Raw genomic sequence first — 14,821 nt, forward strand, 5'->3', positions numbered from 1 at the left:
ACACCACCCAGACCCAGAAGGAACACGATGAGCGCCCTACTGACGCGTGACTCCGTCGCCGCGTGCGTACAACGGCTCCTGGCCCAGCGGCTCCCCGCCGGCGCCGGCCCCGTCCGTGAGGAAGAGCTCCTGGTCGGTGAGGTGCTGCAACTCAACTCCCTGGCGGTACTGAGCATTCTCGTCGAGCTGGAGGACGAGCTCGGGGTCCACTTCACCGACGACGTGCTCGTCGGGCGCTGGTTCGAGACGGTGCGGGACCTCGTCGACATCGCGCTGACCGGGGCCCGCGATGGACGCTGAGCTCTTCGACTGCCTCCAGGTCAACCTGGCGGCGCACGCCGACCGGCTGCACGGTGCCGGCACCCATCTCCTGCTCGGTGCCGCGCTGCGGTTCAGGCCCGCGCCGGGGCCCCTCGGGCTGCCGACGGTGGAGCGCGGCGTCCGCGCGCAGCTGGCGGAGGCCACCCGGCGCCTCGGGCTCGTGGCGGGCGAGCCGTACACGGCCTCCTCGGCGGCGGACCTCACCCCCGCCGACGGCTGTTATGTCGTCGCCGACGCCTTCCACCTGCCCTGGGTGCCGTACTACCGGCAACGCCACATGGAGCACAGCTTCCTGCTGGAGAACGACGGTACGGACGGCGTGCTCGTCCGCGACAGCTACCACAACGAGACGCCCTGGGGCATCGCCAGACCGGGCCGGTGGACGCTGACCCGGCGCGAGTTCGCCGCCGCCGTCCCCGGCCCGGCGCTCACGGTACGGCTGGGAGCCGGGCGCGGCACCCCCGCCGCGGCCGCGCCCGAGGCGGACTTCGCGGACCCGCACACGGTGGACGCCTACGCCGACGCGTACCGCCAACACCCCGACCGCAACGCAGCGTTGCGGCAGCTGACCCTGGAGACCTGGCTGCTCACCAGGGACCGCGAGCTGCACACCGCCTACCTCCGCCACACCGGGCGGCTCCCGGACGGCGACGCGCCGCAAGCGCATCTCACCGCCTGGCGGAAGCTGACCGAGCAGGCCTACCTCGCACACCGCCGGGTCGAGCGCGGCCGCCCGGAGCCCCAGGGCCTCACCGACCGGCTCGCCGCCCTCCTCCACGCCGACCCGGTGGTCTTCGGGCACGGCGCGGGGCCGGCCGCCCCCGCCGCCCGGACACCGCGACCGCGGACCCCCGGCGTGCCGGAGGGACTGCGCCGCGCGGTCGCCGCCACGGCCGCCCGGGTGCTCGGCACCGACGAGGCCACCCTGCTCGCCGGCGCGGCCTTCGACTCCGTGCCGTCGTTCAGCTCCTTCCGGGTCGTGGAGATCGTCGAGCGGCTGGAGAGCGACCTGGGCATCGAGTTCGCCGCCGACGACCTGGCCCCCGAGAACTTGCACCACGTCGACGCGGTCTGCCGCGTCATCCAGCGAACGAACGACGGCGGCGCACCCCGTGCGCTCGCCCTTGACGGAGAGGGCCGATGAACTTCCCGACGTCCACCGCGCAGGCGGCCCCGCCGAGCGCCACCACCATGCACGAACTGCTCGACACCGCGGCCGGGCTCCACCCCGAGGCCCCCGCCGTCACCAGCGGTGAGCAGCACGTCAGTTACGCGGAGCTGGACGCGGCCAGCCGCCGGCTCGCCGCCTGGCTCCACGAGTCGGGTGTGCGCAGGGGCGAGCGCCTGATCATCGCCGGCGGCCCCGGAGTGTTGCAGTCCGTCCTCGTGTACGCCGCCTCCAGGGCGGGTGTCGCCTTCTCGCTGCTGCACGAACAGGTGCGCGGCGCGGCCCTCGACCACGTCCTCGGCGACTGCGAGCCCGCGCTCCTGGTGAGCGACCACAGCGAGTCGCTGGCCGCCGCCGCGCTGCGGGGCGTACGCGCGCACCATGCCGACGACGTCGCCCGCCGGGCCTTCGACCCGCAGGCACCGCTCGGTCCGCTGCCGGCCGCGCCGCTGCCGGTCGACCCCTTCTGCCTGATCTACACCTCCGGCACCACGGCGCTGCCGAAGGCCGTGGTCAGCACCCATCAGCAGGCGGTGTTCGCGGTGCGGGCGATCCAGCGGGTGCTCGGTTACCGGCCGGACGACGTGATCTACAGCCCGCTGCCGCAGTCCTTCGACTACGGCCTCTACCAGCTCTTCCTCGCCACGAGCAGCGGCGCGCACCTCTGGCTCGGCCGGCCCGCCGAGGTCGGGCCGCGGCTCCTGACGAACCTGCTGCGCGCCGGGGCGACCGTGCTGCCCGCCGTCCCCGCCGTGGCCGACGCCCTGGCGCGGCTGCTGCGCAGGGCCGGTCCGGACCGCACCCCCCGGCTGCGGATGCTGACCAACACCGGCGCCGCGATGCCGCAGCAGGCCCTCGCCGCGCTGCGCGAGGCCGTCCCCGGGCTCCGGGTGCATCTGATGTTCGGCCTCACCGAGTGCAAGCGCGCCACCATCATGCCCGCCGACGAGGACCTCGTACGGCCGGGTGCGAGCGGCCGGGCGCTGCCCGGCACCGAGGTGTTCGTCGTCGACGACGCGGGCCACCGCCTGCCGCCCGGCGAGATCGGGGAGATCACCGTACGGGGCCCCCACGTCATGGCCGGGTACTGGCGCCGCCCCGAACTGACCGCGCAGCGCTTCCACCGCGCGGAAGGCCTCTTCCCCGAGCTGCGCACCGGTGACTACGGCCGGCTCGACGAGGACGGCTTCCTGTACTTCAGCGGGCGCCGCGACGACATCTACAAGACCAACGGCTTCCGGGTGAGCGCCACCGAGGTGGAGGCGGCCGCGCGCCGGGTGCCCGGAGTGGAGGCCGCGGCCGTGCTCGCCCCGGAGGGCGACCGGGCCGCCCGGCTCTTCGTCCACGTCACCGGCGGCCTCACCGGCGCCGACGTGCTGCTGCGCATGCGGGAGCAGATCGAGGAGTTCAAGATTCCGCGCGACTGCCTGGTCATCGACGCCCTGCCGCTGACCGGCAACGGCAAGACCGACCGCAAGGCGCTCGCCGCCCTGGAGGAAGGAGCCGGCCATGCCCGCGCTCACTGACGCCGCGCCCCGGCCCACCACCGAGGAGGGCGGGTCCGTGCTGCCCGTCCCACTGGCGGACCTCGCGCAGGTACCGACCCCCGCCTACGTCTACGACCTCGCAGAAGTACGCCGCAACCAGCGGCGCTTGCGGGCCTCCCTGCCCGAGCGGACCGGGCTGTACTACTCGCTGAAGGCCAACCCGCACCCCGCCCTGCTGCGCACCCTGCGCGAAGGCGGCGCCAGGCCCGAGGTGTGCTCCACCGGCGAACTCACCGCCGCACTGGAGGCGGGCTGGGCCGCCGACACGGTGCTGTACACGGGCCCCGGAAAGCGTGACGCGGAGATCACCGACGCGCTCGGTCGCGGCGTACGGTTCTTCTCCGTCGACTCGCCGCACGCCATCGACCAGTTGAGCCGTCTCGCGGGCGGGAGCGGGGTCACCGCCCGCTGTCTGCTGCGGATCAACGACGACGAACCGGTGCCGGGACAGGGCCTCGCGATGACCGGGGTGGCCTCGCAGTTCGGCGCCGACGCCGGCTGGGTCCTCGCCGAGCCGGCCCGGTTCGCGAACCGGCCGCATGCGCGCGTCGTCGGCCTGCATCTGTACATGGGCAGCAACCTCGGCGAAGTCGACGCCCTGGAGGCGCAGTTCACCCGGTCCCTGCGCACCGCGCGGACCCTCGACGCCGCCCTGTCCGCGCACGGGGTGCGCTGCGAGGTGCTCGACCTCGGCGGCGGCTTCGGGGCGCCCTTCGCCCGCGCCGGCCGCGCCCCCGACCTGCGGGCCCTGCGGCCCCGCCTGGAGGCCCTGTTCGACGAGGAGATCCCCGGCTGGCGCGACGGCGGCCCCGAGGTGGTCTTCGAGTCCGGGCGCCACCTCGTGGGGACCGCGGGCACCCTGCTCACGGCCGTACTCGACGTGAAGCGCTCGCACGGCAAGGACGTCGTGATCCTCGAATCCGGCATCAACCACCTGGGCGGCATGGCGGGGATGCGGCGGCTCCCGCCGCTCAACCCGACCCTGGTCGCGGCCCAGGAACCGCTGCCGGAAGGGGAGTTGACGGCCATCGTCGCGGGCCCCCTGTGCACCCCCCTCGACACCTGGTCGCGTGCCGCGCGGCTGCCCGCGCTGCGCCCGCACGACCTGGTCGCCGTACCCAACGTGGGCGCCTACGGCCTGTCGGCGAGCCTCGTCGCCTTCCTCGGGCATCCGCTGCCCGCGGAGGCCGTGGTCGACAGCGACCGGCCGGGAACGCCGCCCGAGATATCCCGTACCACCCTTATCAGGCAAGGAGTCATGGACTGATGGACGCTCGTTTCACCGAACTGCTCACCCCGTTCCTCAAGTTCCTCGGCGACAACGAGATCGGCGCGGACTCCTCCCTGCGCGATCTGGGGCTCGACTCGATGCAGGCCATCGAGCTGCTCTTCGCCATCGAGGACACCTTCCAAGTCACGCTCCCGGACGACGACATGAACGACGCGACGTTCGCCACGGCGGGCAGCCTGTGGCAGGCCGTCGACGCGGCGCTGACCGCCCAGGGCGTGGCGGCGTGACCCTCACAGCACCCGAAGCCGCCACCGCCGCCGACGTGCCGTGGACCGACCGGGTCGCCGCCGTGGCAGCCGTCGCCGCCGAGCACGCGGCGCGCAGGGACCAGGACGCGTCCTTCCCCCTCGAAGCACTCGCCGAACTGCGCCGCACCCGGCTGCTCGGCCTGCTGGTGCCCCGCGAGTACGGCGGACTCGGCGGCACCGTCGCCGATCTCGTCGAGGCGGGCATCACGCTCGGCAGGGCCGACACCTCGGTCGCGATGATCTTCGCGATGCACTGCCAGCAGACCGAGGCCGTGGTGCGCCACGGCAGCGCACGGCTGCGCGCCGAACTCCTGCCGCGGATCGCCGCGGGCCAGGTGTATCTCGCCTCGGTCACCACCGAGGCCGGGAAGGGCGGCCATCTGCTCACCTCGCGGGCGGCGCTCACCACCGCAGGCGACGATCTCGTCATCGACCGCTTCGCGCCCATCGTCACCGGTGGCGGCCACGCCGACGGATTCCTCGTCACCATGCTCGCGCCCGGCGCCGCGGGACCCGGCCAGGTCTCCCTCGTCTACGCGGACCGGACACAGCTCGACATCCGGCCCTCCGGAGAGTGGCAGCCCCTGGGCATGCGGGCCAGCCACAGCGGAGCGCTCCTGCTGACGGGCACGGTGCCGGCCCACCACGTCATCGGCGAGCACGGGCAGTTCCACACCGTCGCGGCCACCGTGTTCGGACCGCTCGCCCACCTGGGCTGGTCGGCGTGCTGGCTGGGCACCGCGGCCGGGGCGCTCTCGCGGGTGCTGAAGCTGCTCCGCTCCCCGCAGGGCCGGGGCAGCACCGACCTCTCCTCCGAACTGCTGCTCACCCGGCTCTCGAAGGTCCGGCAGCGCCTGGACACCGTGCACGCCCTGCTCATCAGGGTGCAGCAGACCGTCCTGGACAGTACGGACCTGAGCGTGCCCCGCGTGCAGCTCCAGCTCAACGCCCTCAAGATCACCGCGGCCGAGATGTGCCACAGTGCGGTCGACGAACTGGTGACCGCGGTCGGCATGCGCCACGGCTACCTCAAGAACTCCCCGACCCGCCTGGAACAGGCGCTGCGCGACCTGCGCTCGGCCGCCCTGAACTACAGCAACGACCGCCTGCACCTGGCCGACGGCAGGCTCGCCCTCCTCGACCCGGAGGTGCGCTTTGTCTGACGACGCAACCCGCCCGCCCTTCCCCGACGGATTCCGGGCAGCGGCCGGGCGGGCCCTGGAGCCGCTGCCCGAGGACGCCGCGCTCCCCAAGGTGTGGGGTGCGCTCGGCGCCGCGGGTCTCCTCGCCGGGGTCTACCGCCGCACCGGCCGCGACGGACCCGTCGCCGACCCGGGACGGCTCGGGGCGCTGCTGGCCGCCACGGACGCCCGCGGCGACAACGGCGTCACCCTCGGCGTGCTGGTGCAGACGGCGAGCGCGGTGCCCCTGCTGGGCTCCGCCCCCGCGGGATCGCCCGCGGCACGGGTGTACGAGGAGGCGCTGCGGGGGAAGACGACCGTGGCCCTCGCGGCGACGGACGCCGCGGCCCCCGGTTCGGACCTGGCCGCACTCGGCACCGAAGTGAGCGTCGACGGCGCCGGTCTGACCCTCACCGGCGGAAAGCGCTGGGCCACCGGCGCCCGCGTGGCAGGACACTTCCTGGTCCTCGCCAGGCACCGGCCGGGCCGCCACTTCACCAGCTTCACCTGGGTGCTCGTGCCCGCGGACGCCCCCGGCGCCGAGGTCGTGAGCGCGGCGACGGACCTGCTGCCCGGCTCTGCCACCGGACACATCCGCTTCGACTCCGTCCGCCTCCCCGCCGACCACATCGTCGGCAGGCAGGGCCGCGGAATGGCCGCGTTCGCCCGGCACATGGGCACCGAACGGCTCGCCGGAGCGCAGTGGGCCGTCGCGCTCACCGGCAGAGTCCTCGCCCAGACGCTCGACGTGCTCCAGGGCCGCAGCGTCGACGGCGTACCCCTGTGGCACAACGACGTGGTGCGCCGCGACTTCGCGGCCTGCCTGGTCAAGGTCTCCGGCCTGCGCGCCCTGTACGAGACGCACGCGCGACGCATCGTCGAGGAGCAGGACCTGGCGGCCGCGGCGCTCCTGAAGTCCGCCGTCGGCCTGGCTGCGGACGAGGTGCTCGCCTGCTGCGCACAGCTCCAGGGCGCGGACGGGTTCCTGCGCGGCCGCGCGCAGCAGATCCGGGCCGAGGCCGCCGTCCTCGGCATCGGCGGCGGGGTCACCGGGCTGCTGCTCGGCAGCGTCGCCGACGGCGCGGAACCCCTCCTGGAGAGGCTGCGCGCATGACCGCCACCGCCTGGCGGGCCGAGGAGGTGGCCGACCGGACCTGGGTGCTCAGCGGCCCGCAGGACGACCTCCCCGCCGGCGCCGCGCCCAGCGAGGACGACCTGCGGCAGGCGCGCGGGCTGCCCCGGTGGCGCGCCGCGGAGTTCACCGCGAGCCGGGCGGTGCTGCGCCGCCTGCTGCACCAGGTGCGCGCCGACCTCGTCGACGCGGCGGTGCGCAAGGACCGGCGCGGCCGTCCCGTCCTCGACGGGCACCCCGGCGTCGGGATCAGCGTCTCCCACGACGGCGGCACCATCGCCGCCGCCGTGGGCACGGGACGGCGCGTCGGCGTCGACGTCCAGGTGCCGCCCGCGCGCCTTTCGGACGCCTTGGTACGCAGATGTCTGCGGGACCACGCCCCCCAGGTGCGGGCCCTGCCCGAACCCGACAGGTCCACCGAGTTCGCCCGCGTCTGGACCGTGCAGGAGGCCTGTGTGAAGGCGGAGGGCACCGGGCTCGCGGGCAGCCCCTGGACGATCGACGTGGCACCGGGCCGCGACCGGGGCCGCTGGGGCCCCTACCGCTGGGTGAGCCTGCGCCGCTCTCCGATCCCCCTGAGCTGTGCCTTCACGGACCTGGAGCGATGATGACGACGACCCTCGCGGCACCGCCCCCGAGGCTGAGCTGCTACACCACGAACCTGGTCGCCTACCTGTCCGCGGACCTGCCCGACGCCGGACGGCACTTCGCGGACTCCGTACGGCTCGCCGTCCGCACCGGACTGCCACCGGGCCGGCTCGCCTTCTCCCACCACACCCGGGTGGACACGGCGCCGGGCCTCGGCCCGCTCACCTACCGGAGCGCCGCCGACCGGCATGCGGCCCGTGCCGGGCTCGCCCGCGAACTCGCCCTGCACGGCAGGGTTCTCGCGGTCGGGAACACGCGGTACCTGCCGTGGTCGGCCGGGTACGGCCGCGCCGACGCGCCGCACTGGTTGCTCCTGCACGACCACCGCGACGACCGCTGGCTGGTCGCCGACCACTTCGTCGCCCTCACACCGCACGGCCCGCAGGAGCCCCACCTGGGCCATCTGGACGGGGACGAACTGGCCCTGGCCCTCACGCCCGTGCCCGACCCGGCGCCGGAGGTCGCGCTGCGCGACAGGCTCGCCCTGGGCAGCGCCGTCCCGGTACCCGCTCCCGGCCGCTTCCGGTGGCTGGCGCGGGAGCCCGCGGCGGACGGCACCGGCCCGGCCCCCCGCGACCCGGCGGCCACCGCGCCCGACGAGGGGAGCTGGCTGTTCGACCTGCCCGAGGTCCTCTCGTACGTACGCGATGTCCTCGTCGCCGAGCCGACGGCACCGGGCCGGTACGCCGATGACCTGTGGGCCGCGGGCTGTCACCAGGCCCACCGCCTGGCCGTGCTGGCCGAGTCCGGCGCCGTGAGCCGCGAGGCAGCCGACACACTGACCGCCCTCTGGGCCGAACTGCCCCGCGCCCTGCGCTTCGCGGACCGGTCCGCCGAACGCGGACGTCCGCGCGCGGGGCTGGTGGGCGCGGCCTTCGACAGGCTGCTCGACGCGCTCGCACCACTCCCGGACGCAGTGCAGACCCCGACCCCGGTACCCCCGCACCCCCTGGAAGGACAGCAGTGAAGGAGACCCTGTACGAGTGGTTCGCGGCGTCGGTCGCCGCGCACCCGCACGAGCCCGCCCTCGAAGTGGGCCCGGACAGCCTGACGTACGAACAACTGGACGCACTGGCCCAGCGCCTCGCCGCCGAGCTGGTCGCGGCCCACGGCGGTGTGCCCGACCGGGTCGGGCTGCTCGCCGAGCGCAGCGCGACGGCCTACGCCGGGTACCTGGCGGTGCAGCGCCTCGGCGCCACCGTCGTCCCCCTCAACCCGGCCTTCCCGGCGGCACGCACCGAGGCCGTGGTGACGGCGGGCCGCCTCGACCTGGTGCTCGCCGAGGAGCGGGGGAGCGCGGCCGGCCTCTCCGTCCCCGTCCTCGTGCCCCCGACGGTGCCGGGCGCCGCTGCCACGGCGGAGCCGCCGCGGTACCGGGCGGCGGCGGACGGCGTCGCGTACGTGCTCTTCACCTCCGGCTCGACGGGCAGGCCGAAGGGTGTGCCGATCCGGCACCGCCAGGTGTGCGCGTACCTCGCGCACGTCGTGGAGCGGTACGAGGTGCGGCCGGGCAGCCGTGTCTCGCAGACCTTCGACCTGACCTTCGACCTCTCGGTCTTCGACATGTTCACCGCCTGGGGCGGCGGCGGCACCCTGGTGGTCCCCGACCGCAAGGACCTGATGGCGCCGGTGCGCTGGGCCGCCCGGCAGAGACTGACCCACTGGTTCTCCGTGCCGTCGATGGTCTCCTACGCGAGCCGGATGCGCTCCCTGGGCCCCGACCGGATGCCCTCCTTGCGCTGGAGCCTGTTCTGCGGCGAACCACTGACCGTGCAGCAGGCCCGCGCCTGGGCCGACGCGGCGCCGAACAGCACGCTGGAGAACCTGTACGGGCCGACCGAACTGACCATCAGCTGCACGCAGTTCAGGCTTCCGCGCGACCCTGACGCGTGGCCGGTCACCGGCAACGGCACCGTTCCCGTCGGACGGCTCTACCCGGGGCTCGAACACCGCGTCCTGGACGAGCGGGGCCGGCCCGCCGACCAGGGCGAGCTGGTCGTGCGCGGCGCCCAGCGGTTCTCCGGCTACCTGGATCCGGCCGACAACGCGGGCCGGTTCGTGCGGTACGCCGGGGACGGGTCGGCGGCCGCACAGAGCTACGACGGCGAGGGCCCGTTGACCGACGCGCACTGGTACCGCACCGGGGACCGGGTCCGCAGCGGCGGCCCCGAGACCGGTCTCGTCCACCTCGGCCGGCTCGACCAGCAGGTCAAGGTGCGCGGCTACCGCGTGGAACTCGGCGAGATCGAGGCCGTGCTGCGCGCCCGGCCCGGGGTGGGTGACGCCGTCGTCGTCGCGGTCGCCGGGCACGGTGGCGAGACCGTACTTGAGGCGGTCTGCACGGGTGGCGGCCTGGACCCGGACGACCTGATCCGCGCGCTGCGGGCGCGGCTGCCCGCGTACATGGTGCCGCGCTCCATCGCGGTCTTCGCCGAGCTGCCGCTCAACGCCAACGGCAAGATCGACCGCAAGGCCCTGGGCGCGAACCTGGCGGCCCGCCATGGCTGAACCCACGCTGGCCCCGGGCGGCCCGCCGCTCGCCCTGCTGGACGACGCCTCGCCCGCGGTCACCGCGGACGGCTACCGCGCCGCCGTCTCCCGCCTGCCCACCGGAGTCACCGTCATCACCGCGAGCGGTCCCGAAGGACCGGTGGGCTGCACGGCCAACGCGGTCATGTCACTCTCCCTGGAACCGCCGAGCCTCCTCGTCTCCCTGGGCAGCCGGAGCGCCACCCTGGAGCGGATCCGCGCGGCGGGCTCCTTCGCCGTGAACGTGCTGCCCTGGTCCGACCGCGCGCTCACGCGGAAGTTCGCCACCGGCACGGCGGCCGAACGGTTCGCCGGGGTCGGCTGGGACCTCATGCGCCAGGTCCCCGTCCTGAGCCGCTCCACCGCGGCGATGGTGTGCGAGGTGCACGAGCTGGTGCCCCTGTTCGACCACACGCTCGTGGTCGGCACGGTCGCCTGGGCGCAGGCGGGCGAGGCGGAACCGGCCGTGTACTACGGCAACGAACTGCGCGCGCTGCGGCCGGTGGACGTGCCCGGTGGACCTGACTGACCGGTGGACCTGACTAAGTGACAGGGCGCCGCTTCTGTCGCCGCCCCGCCGGAATTTAGCGTCGCGCGCATGGCAACAGAAACCCCTACCGTGACCGAGCCCCAGACCCCCACCGAGACGCGGGACGTCGAGCCGTCCCCCCGAGCAGACCGCCCGCTGGTCAGGATCCTGACCAGCAAGGCGCCTCCCAGGCCGGCTTGGAAGGGGGTGATCCCCGCGACCCTGTGCGCCGTGGCCGCCCTGCTGGTCCTGGTGGGTCTCGGCGCCTGGACGCACCAGGTGCTGCTCGTGCCGCCGCTGGCCGCCAGCGCCGCGCTGATCTTCGGCGCCCCGGCGCTCCCGCTGTCGCAGCCGCGCAGCGTCGTGGGAGGCCAACTGCTCTCCGCGGGCACCGGTTTCGTCGTACTCGCCGTGGGCGGCGGCTCGATGGCCGCCGCCGCGGTGGCGGGGGGCCTCGCGCTCGGCGTGATGGTGGTGGCGCGCACCCCGCACTCACCCGCCGCGGCCACGGCGGTGATCGTCGTCCTGACGGAGCCCGCGGTACTGCCCTTCCTGGCGCTGCTTGCCCTGGCGGCGGCCGTACTGGTCGTCATCGGCATGGCGGCGGGCCTGAACCGGGCCGCCCCCTCCTACCCGTCGTACTGGTGGTGACCCAGGAACCGGTCCACGTATCCCAGGAATCCCGCACCGCGTCGCTCGCGGTGCGGGATTCGGTGTTTGGGCGGCCGGTGGTTCGGGCGAGATCAGGCGACGGTGACCGCCGGTGAGCCGATCCGCCGGGCCAGTTCGAGGGTGGCCGCGAGAGCCGGCGGGAGCCAGGTCTGCTGGTTCCAGACCATGCGCACGACATGGCGTTCACCGGGGACCCCATCGACCACGCCGACTTCGCCGTTCTCCAGCTCCCGGCCCACCGATTCGCGCGGCAGCACCGCGATGCACGGGCCGTTGCGGAGGAGTTCGAGCGCGCCCTGCACGGACGCTATCGACATGAACTCGGTACGCAGCGTGTAGGCGTTTTCGATGCCCGCCCGGAATTTTTCGAGAGATTGGCCGTCGGAATCCACGTGCAGCAGTCGCGCGGTGTTCAGCCGGTCTTCTTCGAGCATTCCGAGGATTTCACGCCCGGCCACCGCCACCACATCGACGGAACGCAGATCCTCGACGTGCAGACCGGCCGGTACATGCGCGCCGCGGCCCTGCGGCTCAAGAATGAGGCCCATGTCGAGACGTCCTGCGGATATCTCTTCCGTGATGCGCTGGGAATCCATTCCCGCCGGTGCGAGCTCCAGCTTCGGATAGCGGTATCTGCATTCCCAGACGAGCCGGGTCAGCTCCTGGTCGACGGAGAGCGGGGAAGCGCCCACGGACACCCGGCCGCTGATCTCCCGGCCGCCGGCCAGGGACGTGGTCAACTCGTCGACCAGGCCGAGCAGCCGTACCGCGTAGCCGTGGAAGGTCTCGCCGTCCGGCGTGGGACGCACCCCGTGGTAGAGGCGCTGGAAAAGGGAGGTGCCGACCTGTGATTCCAGCGCGCGTATATGGGCCGCCGCGGTCGACTGCGAGTATCCGAGATTGCGTCCGGCCCGCGTGATGCTGCCGGTGCGCACCACCTCCAGGAAGGTTCTCACCTGATACAGCGTAATTTCCATGGTCGCCCCTCCGGCCATTGATATATCGGCCCATTCTGCTGTCCGGCGGCTGCCCGCGTCACCGCGCTCCGGATGACTTAGTCAACTTAGGGCGTGCGGTTCTTCCGTTGCCCCCCATCGGACACCGGCCCGTTGTGGCACCCGTCGACCCGGATAAGTTTTTGACCAAGCCCAACAGGTCGGAAAAGAAATGGGATTCACATGTCCGAGATCGAGTACATCAAGAACGTCTTCCGCAGCGGGTTCGAGCTGACCGACATCGAGTGGACGTCCTGGCAGGAACCCGGCCGGGCCGGCGTCGAGCACCACGTGCTGTGGGCGCCGGACGCCGAGAGCGGCGAGGACTCGGTCGGCCTGCTCCTGCGCTTCCCGCCGACGGCCCACGGCGACTTCCACGAGCACCTCGGGTACGAGCTGATGCTGGTGCTCGACGGCCGCCTCGACCACAGCGACGGCACCTCGTACGTCAAGGGCGACCTGGTCGTCGAAGGCCCCGGCACCCAGCACCAGATGTCCAGCGCCGACGGCTGCACCGTCCTCGCCATCCGCACGCGCCCGGCCGAGGCGCGGGTGCCGCAGAGCCCGATCCGCGAGGTCGCTTCCGTCTGACGCCGCCGTCCGACGCCTCCGTCCGAGAGACCCGCACCCAGCCGCCGTCACCGAACAACGGCTCGTCGAATGAGAGAGGTTCATGCACTCGCCCGCACCGACAGGCGACGCCCCGCCCGAAGTCCGAGACGGCGGCCGGCGCGTCCTGGTCTCCAGCGTCTCCTCGGACTCCCACACGTGGAATCTGGTCTTCCTCCAGCTCATGCTGGAGGAGCTGGGACACGAAGTGATCAATCTCGGCTCCTGTGTCCCCGATGAGCTGCTGATCGCGGAATGCCGCCGTACCGCCCCCGACATGGTGGTGATCAGCAGCGTCAACGGCCACGGCCACCTGGACGGCCGCCGGCTCATCGGCCGGCTCCGCGCCGAGCCCGGGCTGAGCGGGCTGCCCGTCGTCATCGGCGGCAAGCTCGGCACCCGCGGCGCGGAGAACCGCGCCCTCGGTCCGGAGCTGATCGCCGCGGGCTTCGACGCGGTCTTCGAGGACACCGCGGGCGTCGCCCCGTTCCGCAGGTACCTCGCGGAAGCCGGCAGGCCGGGAATCGGCCGCGCCCCGCGACCCGCGCCCGCTCTCGTCGCTTCGGGAGAGACCGTATGAGTACGTTGCTCGCGACCGGTGCCCCGGTCGCCGTGCGGCGGCGTTCCACCACGCCCTTCGGGGCGGCGGTGGCCGCCGCCGCGGCGGCGGGCCGGCTCGTGGTCCAGCCCCGCATGGGCTTCCCCGACGTGGCCGGCATGCTCACCGGCCTGCGGGCGGTGACCGCGGCCGACGCCACCACCGTCGGCACCGTGACGCTCGACAGCTACACCCGGGTCGGCGACCACGCCTCGGCGCGCAAGGCCCTCGACGAGGGGAGCGATCTCAACGGCTTCCCCATCGTGGCGCACGGCGCCGACGTCACCCGCGACATGATCGCCCGGGTGGGCGGCGGCACCGGCTTCGCCATCCAGGTCCGGCACGGTTCGCCGCTGCCCCTGGGCATCGTCCAGGCCCTGCTGGACGCGGGGCTCGACGCGACCGAGGGCGGCCCCGTCTCGTACTGCCTGCCCTACAGCCGCACCCCGCTCGCCGAAGCCGTGACCGCCTGGGCGGACAGCTGCGAGCTGCTCGCGGACCAGGTCGACGGGGCGCACCTGGAGAGCTTCGGCGGCTGCATGCTCGGCCAGCTGTGCCCGCCCGGCCTGCTGGTGGCCATCTCCGTGCTCGAAGGGATGTTCTTCAAGCAGCACGGCCTGCGCAGCGTGTCGTTGAGCTACGCGCAGGGGACCAGCTTCGCCCAGGACGTCGACGCGATCGGGGCCATGCGCCGTCTCGCGGGCGAACTCCTCGGCGACCTCCAGTGGCACGTCGTGCTCTACACGTACATGGGCGTGTTCCCCCGCACCCCGGCCGGAGCGCTCTCCCTGCTGCGGGACAGCGCCGTGCTCGCCGCGGTGACCGGCACCGAGCGGATGATCGTCAAGACGCCCGCCGAGGCCCACCGCATCCCCACCGTGGCCGACAACATCCAGGCACTCCAGGAAGCGGCACGCGCGGCGGAGTCGGCCGCCCGGCTGCCGCCGGACGCCCTGGGCATCGACGCCGCCGCGGATCCGGCGGGCGGCAACCCGGTGTACGACGAGGCGCGCGCCCTCGTCGACGCGGTCCTGAACCTGGACCCGGACATCGGGAAGGCCCTCCTCAAGGCCTTCGCCAAGGGCTACTTGGACGTGCCCTACTGCCTGCACGCCGACAACGCCCAGCGCTCCCGCAGCTACATAGCCGGTGACGGCACCCTCCAATGGCAGTCCGTCGGCTCGATGCCGATCACCACGACCGCCTCGGCCGGAGCGCGCCGACTGCGCGCCGACGCGTTCCTGGAGATGCTCAGCTACGTGCAACGGCGGTACGACGACGCCGCGTTGGAGGAGCTCCCGACGGCCGGTCCCGCCCTCCCTTCCTCCACCGCCCTCTCGAAGGACTGAATCG

General features: G+C 73.6%; 16 protein-coding genes. 15 read left to right on the forward strand and 1 reads right to left on the reverse strand.

Annotated features, from left to right (window positions below; translation table 11 throughout):
- The first annotated feature begins 27 nt into the window (after positions 1-27).
- The 12 genes from ACZ4Z4_RS09475 to ACZ4Z4_RS09530 all read left to right on the forward strand — a co-directional run bounded on the left by ACZ4Z4_RS09475 (position 28) and on the right by ACZ4Z4_RS09530 (position 11,245).
- Positions 28-300, forward strand: a complete 273-nt coding sequence (locus tag ACZ4Z4_RS09475) for an acyl carrier protein (RefSeq protein WP_468324547.1) — start codon at positions 28-30, stop codon at positions 298-300.
- Positions 290-1,465, forward strand: coding sequence for a hypothetical protein (locus tag ACZ4Z4_RS09480; protein WP_468324550.1), 1,176 nt, complete (start codon positions 290-292; stop codon positions 1,463-1,465). The genes ACZ4Z4_RS09475 and ACZ4Z4_RS09480 overlap by 11 nt, the downstream gene beginning before the upstream one ends.
- Positions 1,462-3,015 (forward strand): class I adenylate-forming enzyme family protein, encoded by a 1,554-nt coding sequence (locus ACZ4Z4_RS09485; protein WP_468324553.1) that lies wholly within the window; start codon positions 1,462-1,464, stop codon positions 3,013-3,015. Before ACZ4Z4_RS09480 ends, ACZ4Z4_RS09485 begins: the two co-directional genes overlap by 4 nt.
- The gene (locus tag ACZ4Z4_RS09490) at positions 2,999-4,303 is read left to right on the forward strand and encodes a type III PLP-dependent enzyme domain-containing protein (protein WP_468324556.1); all 1,305 of its coding nucleotides are present in this window, start codon (positions 2,999-3,001) and stop codon (positions 4,301-4,303) included. Before ACZ4Z4_RS09485 ends, ACZ4Z4_RS09490 begins: the two co-directional genes overlap by 17 nt.
- Positions 4,303-4,554, forward strand: a complete 252-nt coding sequence (locus ACZ4Z4_RS09495) for an acyl carrier protein (protein WP_468324559.1) — start codon at positions 4,303-4,305, stop codon at positions 4,552-4,554. The genes ACZ4Z4_RS09490 and ACZ4Z4_RS09495 overlap by 1 nt, the downstream gene beginning before the upstream one ends.
- Entirely contained in the window at positions 4,551-5,738 is a 1,188-nt protein-coding gene (locus ACZ4Z4_RS09500) for an acyl-CoA dehydrogenase family protein (protein ID WP_468324562.1), read from the forward strand. Before ACZ4Z4_RS09495 ends, ACZ4Z4_RS09500 begins: the two co-directional genes overlap by 4 nt.
- Positions 5,731-6,870 carry an acyl-CoA dehydrogenase family protein gene (locus tag ACZ4Z4_RS09505; RefSeq protein ID WP_468324565.1) on the forward strand — a complete coding sequence of 380 codons (1,140 nt, stop codon included), beginning with the start codon at positions 5,731-5,733 and terminating at the stop codon, positions 6,868-6,870. Before ACZ4Z4_RS09500 ends, ACZ4Z4_RS09505 begins: the two co-directional genes overlap by 8 nt.
- The gene (locus tag ACZ4Z4_RS09510; RefSeq protein ID WP_468324567.1) at positions 6,867-7,496 is read left to right on the forward strand and encodes a 4'-phosphopantetheinyl transferase family protein; all 630 of its coding nucleotides are present in this window, start codon (positions 6,867-6,869) and stop codon (positions 7,494-7,496) included. Before ACZ4Z4_RS09505 ends, ACZ4Z4_RS09510 begins: the two co-directional genes overlap by 4 nt.
- A complete protein-coding gene (locus tag ACZ4Z4_RS09515) occupies positions 7,493-8,503 on the forward strand; it encodes a hypothetical protein (RefSeq protein ID WP_468324568.1) in 1,011 nt (336 codons plus the stop codon). The genes ACZ4Z4_RS09510 and ACZ4Z4_RS09515 overlap by 4 nt, the downstream gene beginning before the upstream one ends.
- On the forward strand, positions 8,500-10,044 hold the full coding sequence (locus ACZ4Z4_RS09520) for an amino acid adenylation domain-containing protein (RefSeq protein WP_468324571.1): 1,545 nt from the start codon (positions 8,500-8,502) through the stop codon (positions 10,042-10,044). Before ACZ4Z4_RS09515 ends, ACZ4Z4_RS09520 begins: the two co-directional genes overlap by 4 nt.
- On the forward strand, positions 10,037-10,594 hold the full coding sequence (locus tag ACZ4Z4_RS09525) for a flavin reductase family protein (RefSeq protein WP_468324572.1): 558 nt from the start codon (positions 10,037-10,039) through the stop codon (positions 10,592-10,594). The genes ACZ4Z4_RS09520 and ACZ4Z4_RS09525 overlap by 8 nt, the downstream gene beginning before the upstream one ends.
- A 69-nt stretch (positions 10,595-10,663) precedes the next feature.
- Positions 10,664-11,245, forward strand: a complete 582-nt coding sequence (locus ACZ4Z4_RS09530) for an HPP family protein (RefSeq protein ID WP_468324575.1) — start codon at positions 10,664-10,666, stop codon at positions 11,243-11,245.
- A gap of 92 nt (positions 11,246-11,337) precedes the next feature.
- Here the strand turns inward: ACZ4Z4_RS09530 and ACZ4Z4_RS09535 are convergent, their stop codons facing one another.
- On the reverse strand, positions 11,338-12,222 hold the full coding sequence (locus ACZ4Z4_RS09535; RefSeq protein ID WP_468324577.1) for a LysR family transcriptional regulator: 885 nt from the start codon (positions 12,220-12,222) through the stop codon (positions 11,338-11,340).
- Positions 12,223-12,444: 222 nt separating this feature from the next.
- On the opposite strand from ACZ4Z4_RS09535, the gene ACZ4Z4_RS09540 reads away from it, so the two are divergent.
- The 3 genes from ACZ4Z4_RS09540 to ACZ4Z4_RS09550 all read left to right on the forward strand — a co-directional run bounded on the left by ACZ4Z4_RS09540 (position 12,445) and on the right by ACZ4Z4_RS09550 (position 14,817).
- A complete protein-coding gene (locus ACZ4Z4_RS09540; RefSeq protein ID WP_468324579.1) occupies positions 12,445-12,852 on the forward strand; it encodes a cupin domain-containing protein in 408 nt (135 codons plus the stop codon).
- An 82-nt stretch (positions 12,853-12,934) separates the two neighbouring features.
- The gene (locus ACZ4Z4_RS09545; RefSeq protein WP_468324582.1) at positions 12,935-13,450 is read left to right on the forward strand and encodes a cobalamin B12-binding domain-containing protein; all 516 of its coding nucleotides are present in this window, start codon (positions 12,935-12,937) and stop codon (positions 13,448-13,450) included.
- The gene (locus tag ACZ4Z4_RS09550; RefSeq protein ID WP_468324584.1) at positions 13,447-14,817 is read left to right on the forward strand and encodes a methylaspartate mutase; all 1,371 of its coding nucleotides are present in this window, start codon (positions 13,447-13,449) and stop codon (positions 14,815-14,817) included. The genes ACZ4Z4_RS09545 and ACZ4Z4_RS09550 overlap by 4 nt, the downstream gene beginning before the upstream one ends.
- Positions 14,818-14,821: the final 4 nt, after the last annotated feature.

The organism is Streptomyces sp. NPDC030245 (assembly GCF_055572995.1).

Coding starts and splice junctions, on each gene's coding strand:
- ACZ4Z4_RS09480 (WP_468324550.1), top strand. CDS start 290: ATGGACGCTGAGCTCTTCGACTGCCTCCAGGTCAACCTGGCGGCGCAC.
- ACZ4Z4_RS09530 (WP_468324575.1), top strand. CDS start 10,664: ATGGCAACAGAAACCCCTACCGTGACCGAGCCCCAGACCCCCACCGAG.
- ACZ4Z4_RS09485 (WP_468324553.1), top strand. CDS start 1,462: ATGAACTTCCCGACGTCCACCGCGCAGGCGGCCCCGCCGAGCGCCACC.
- ACZ4Z4_RS09550 (WP_468324584.1), top strand. CDS start 13,447: ATGAGTACGTTGCTCGCGACCGGTGCCCCGGTCGCCGTGCGGCGGCGT.
- ACZ4Z4_RS09525 (WP_468324572.1), top strand. CDS start 10,037: ATGGCTGAACCCACGCTGGCCCCGGGCGGCCCGCCGCTCGCCCTGCTG.
- ACZ4Z4_RS09540 (WP_468324579.1), top strand. CDS start 12,445: ATGTCCGAGATCGAGTACATCAAGAACGTCTTCCGCAGCGGGTTCGAG.
- ACZ4Z4_RS09495 (WP_468324559.1), top strand. CDS start 4,303: ATGGACGCTCGTTTCACCGAACTGCTCACCCCGTTCCTCAAGTTCCTC.
- ACZ4Z4_RS09475 (WP_468324547.1), top strand. CDS start 28: ATGAGCGCCCTACTGACGCGTGACTCCGTCGCCGCGTGCGTACAACGG.
- ACZ4Z4_RS09490 (WP_468324556.1), top strand. CDS start 2,999: ATGCCCGCGCTCACTGACGCCGCGCCCCGGCCCACCACCGAGGAGGGC.
- ACZ4Z4_RS09515 (WP_468324568.1), top strand. CDS start 7,493: ATGATGACGACGACCCTCGCGGCACCGCCCCCGAGGCTGAGCTGCTAC.
- ACZ4Z4_RS09545 (WP_468324582.1), top strand. CDS start 12,935: ATGCACTCGCCCGCACCGACAGGCGACGCCCCGCCCGAAGTCCGAGAC.
- ACZ4Z4_RS09510 (WP_468324567.1), top strand. CDS start 6,867: ATGACCGCCACCGCCTGGCGGGCCGAGGAGGTGGCCGACCGGACCTGG.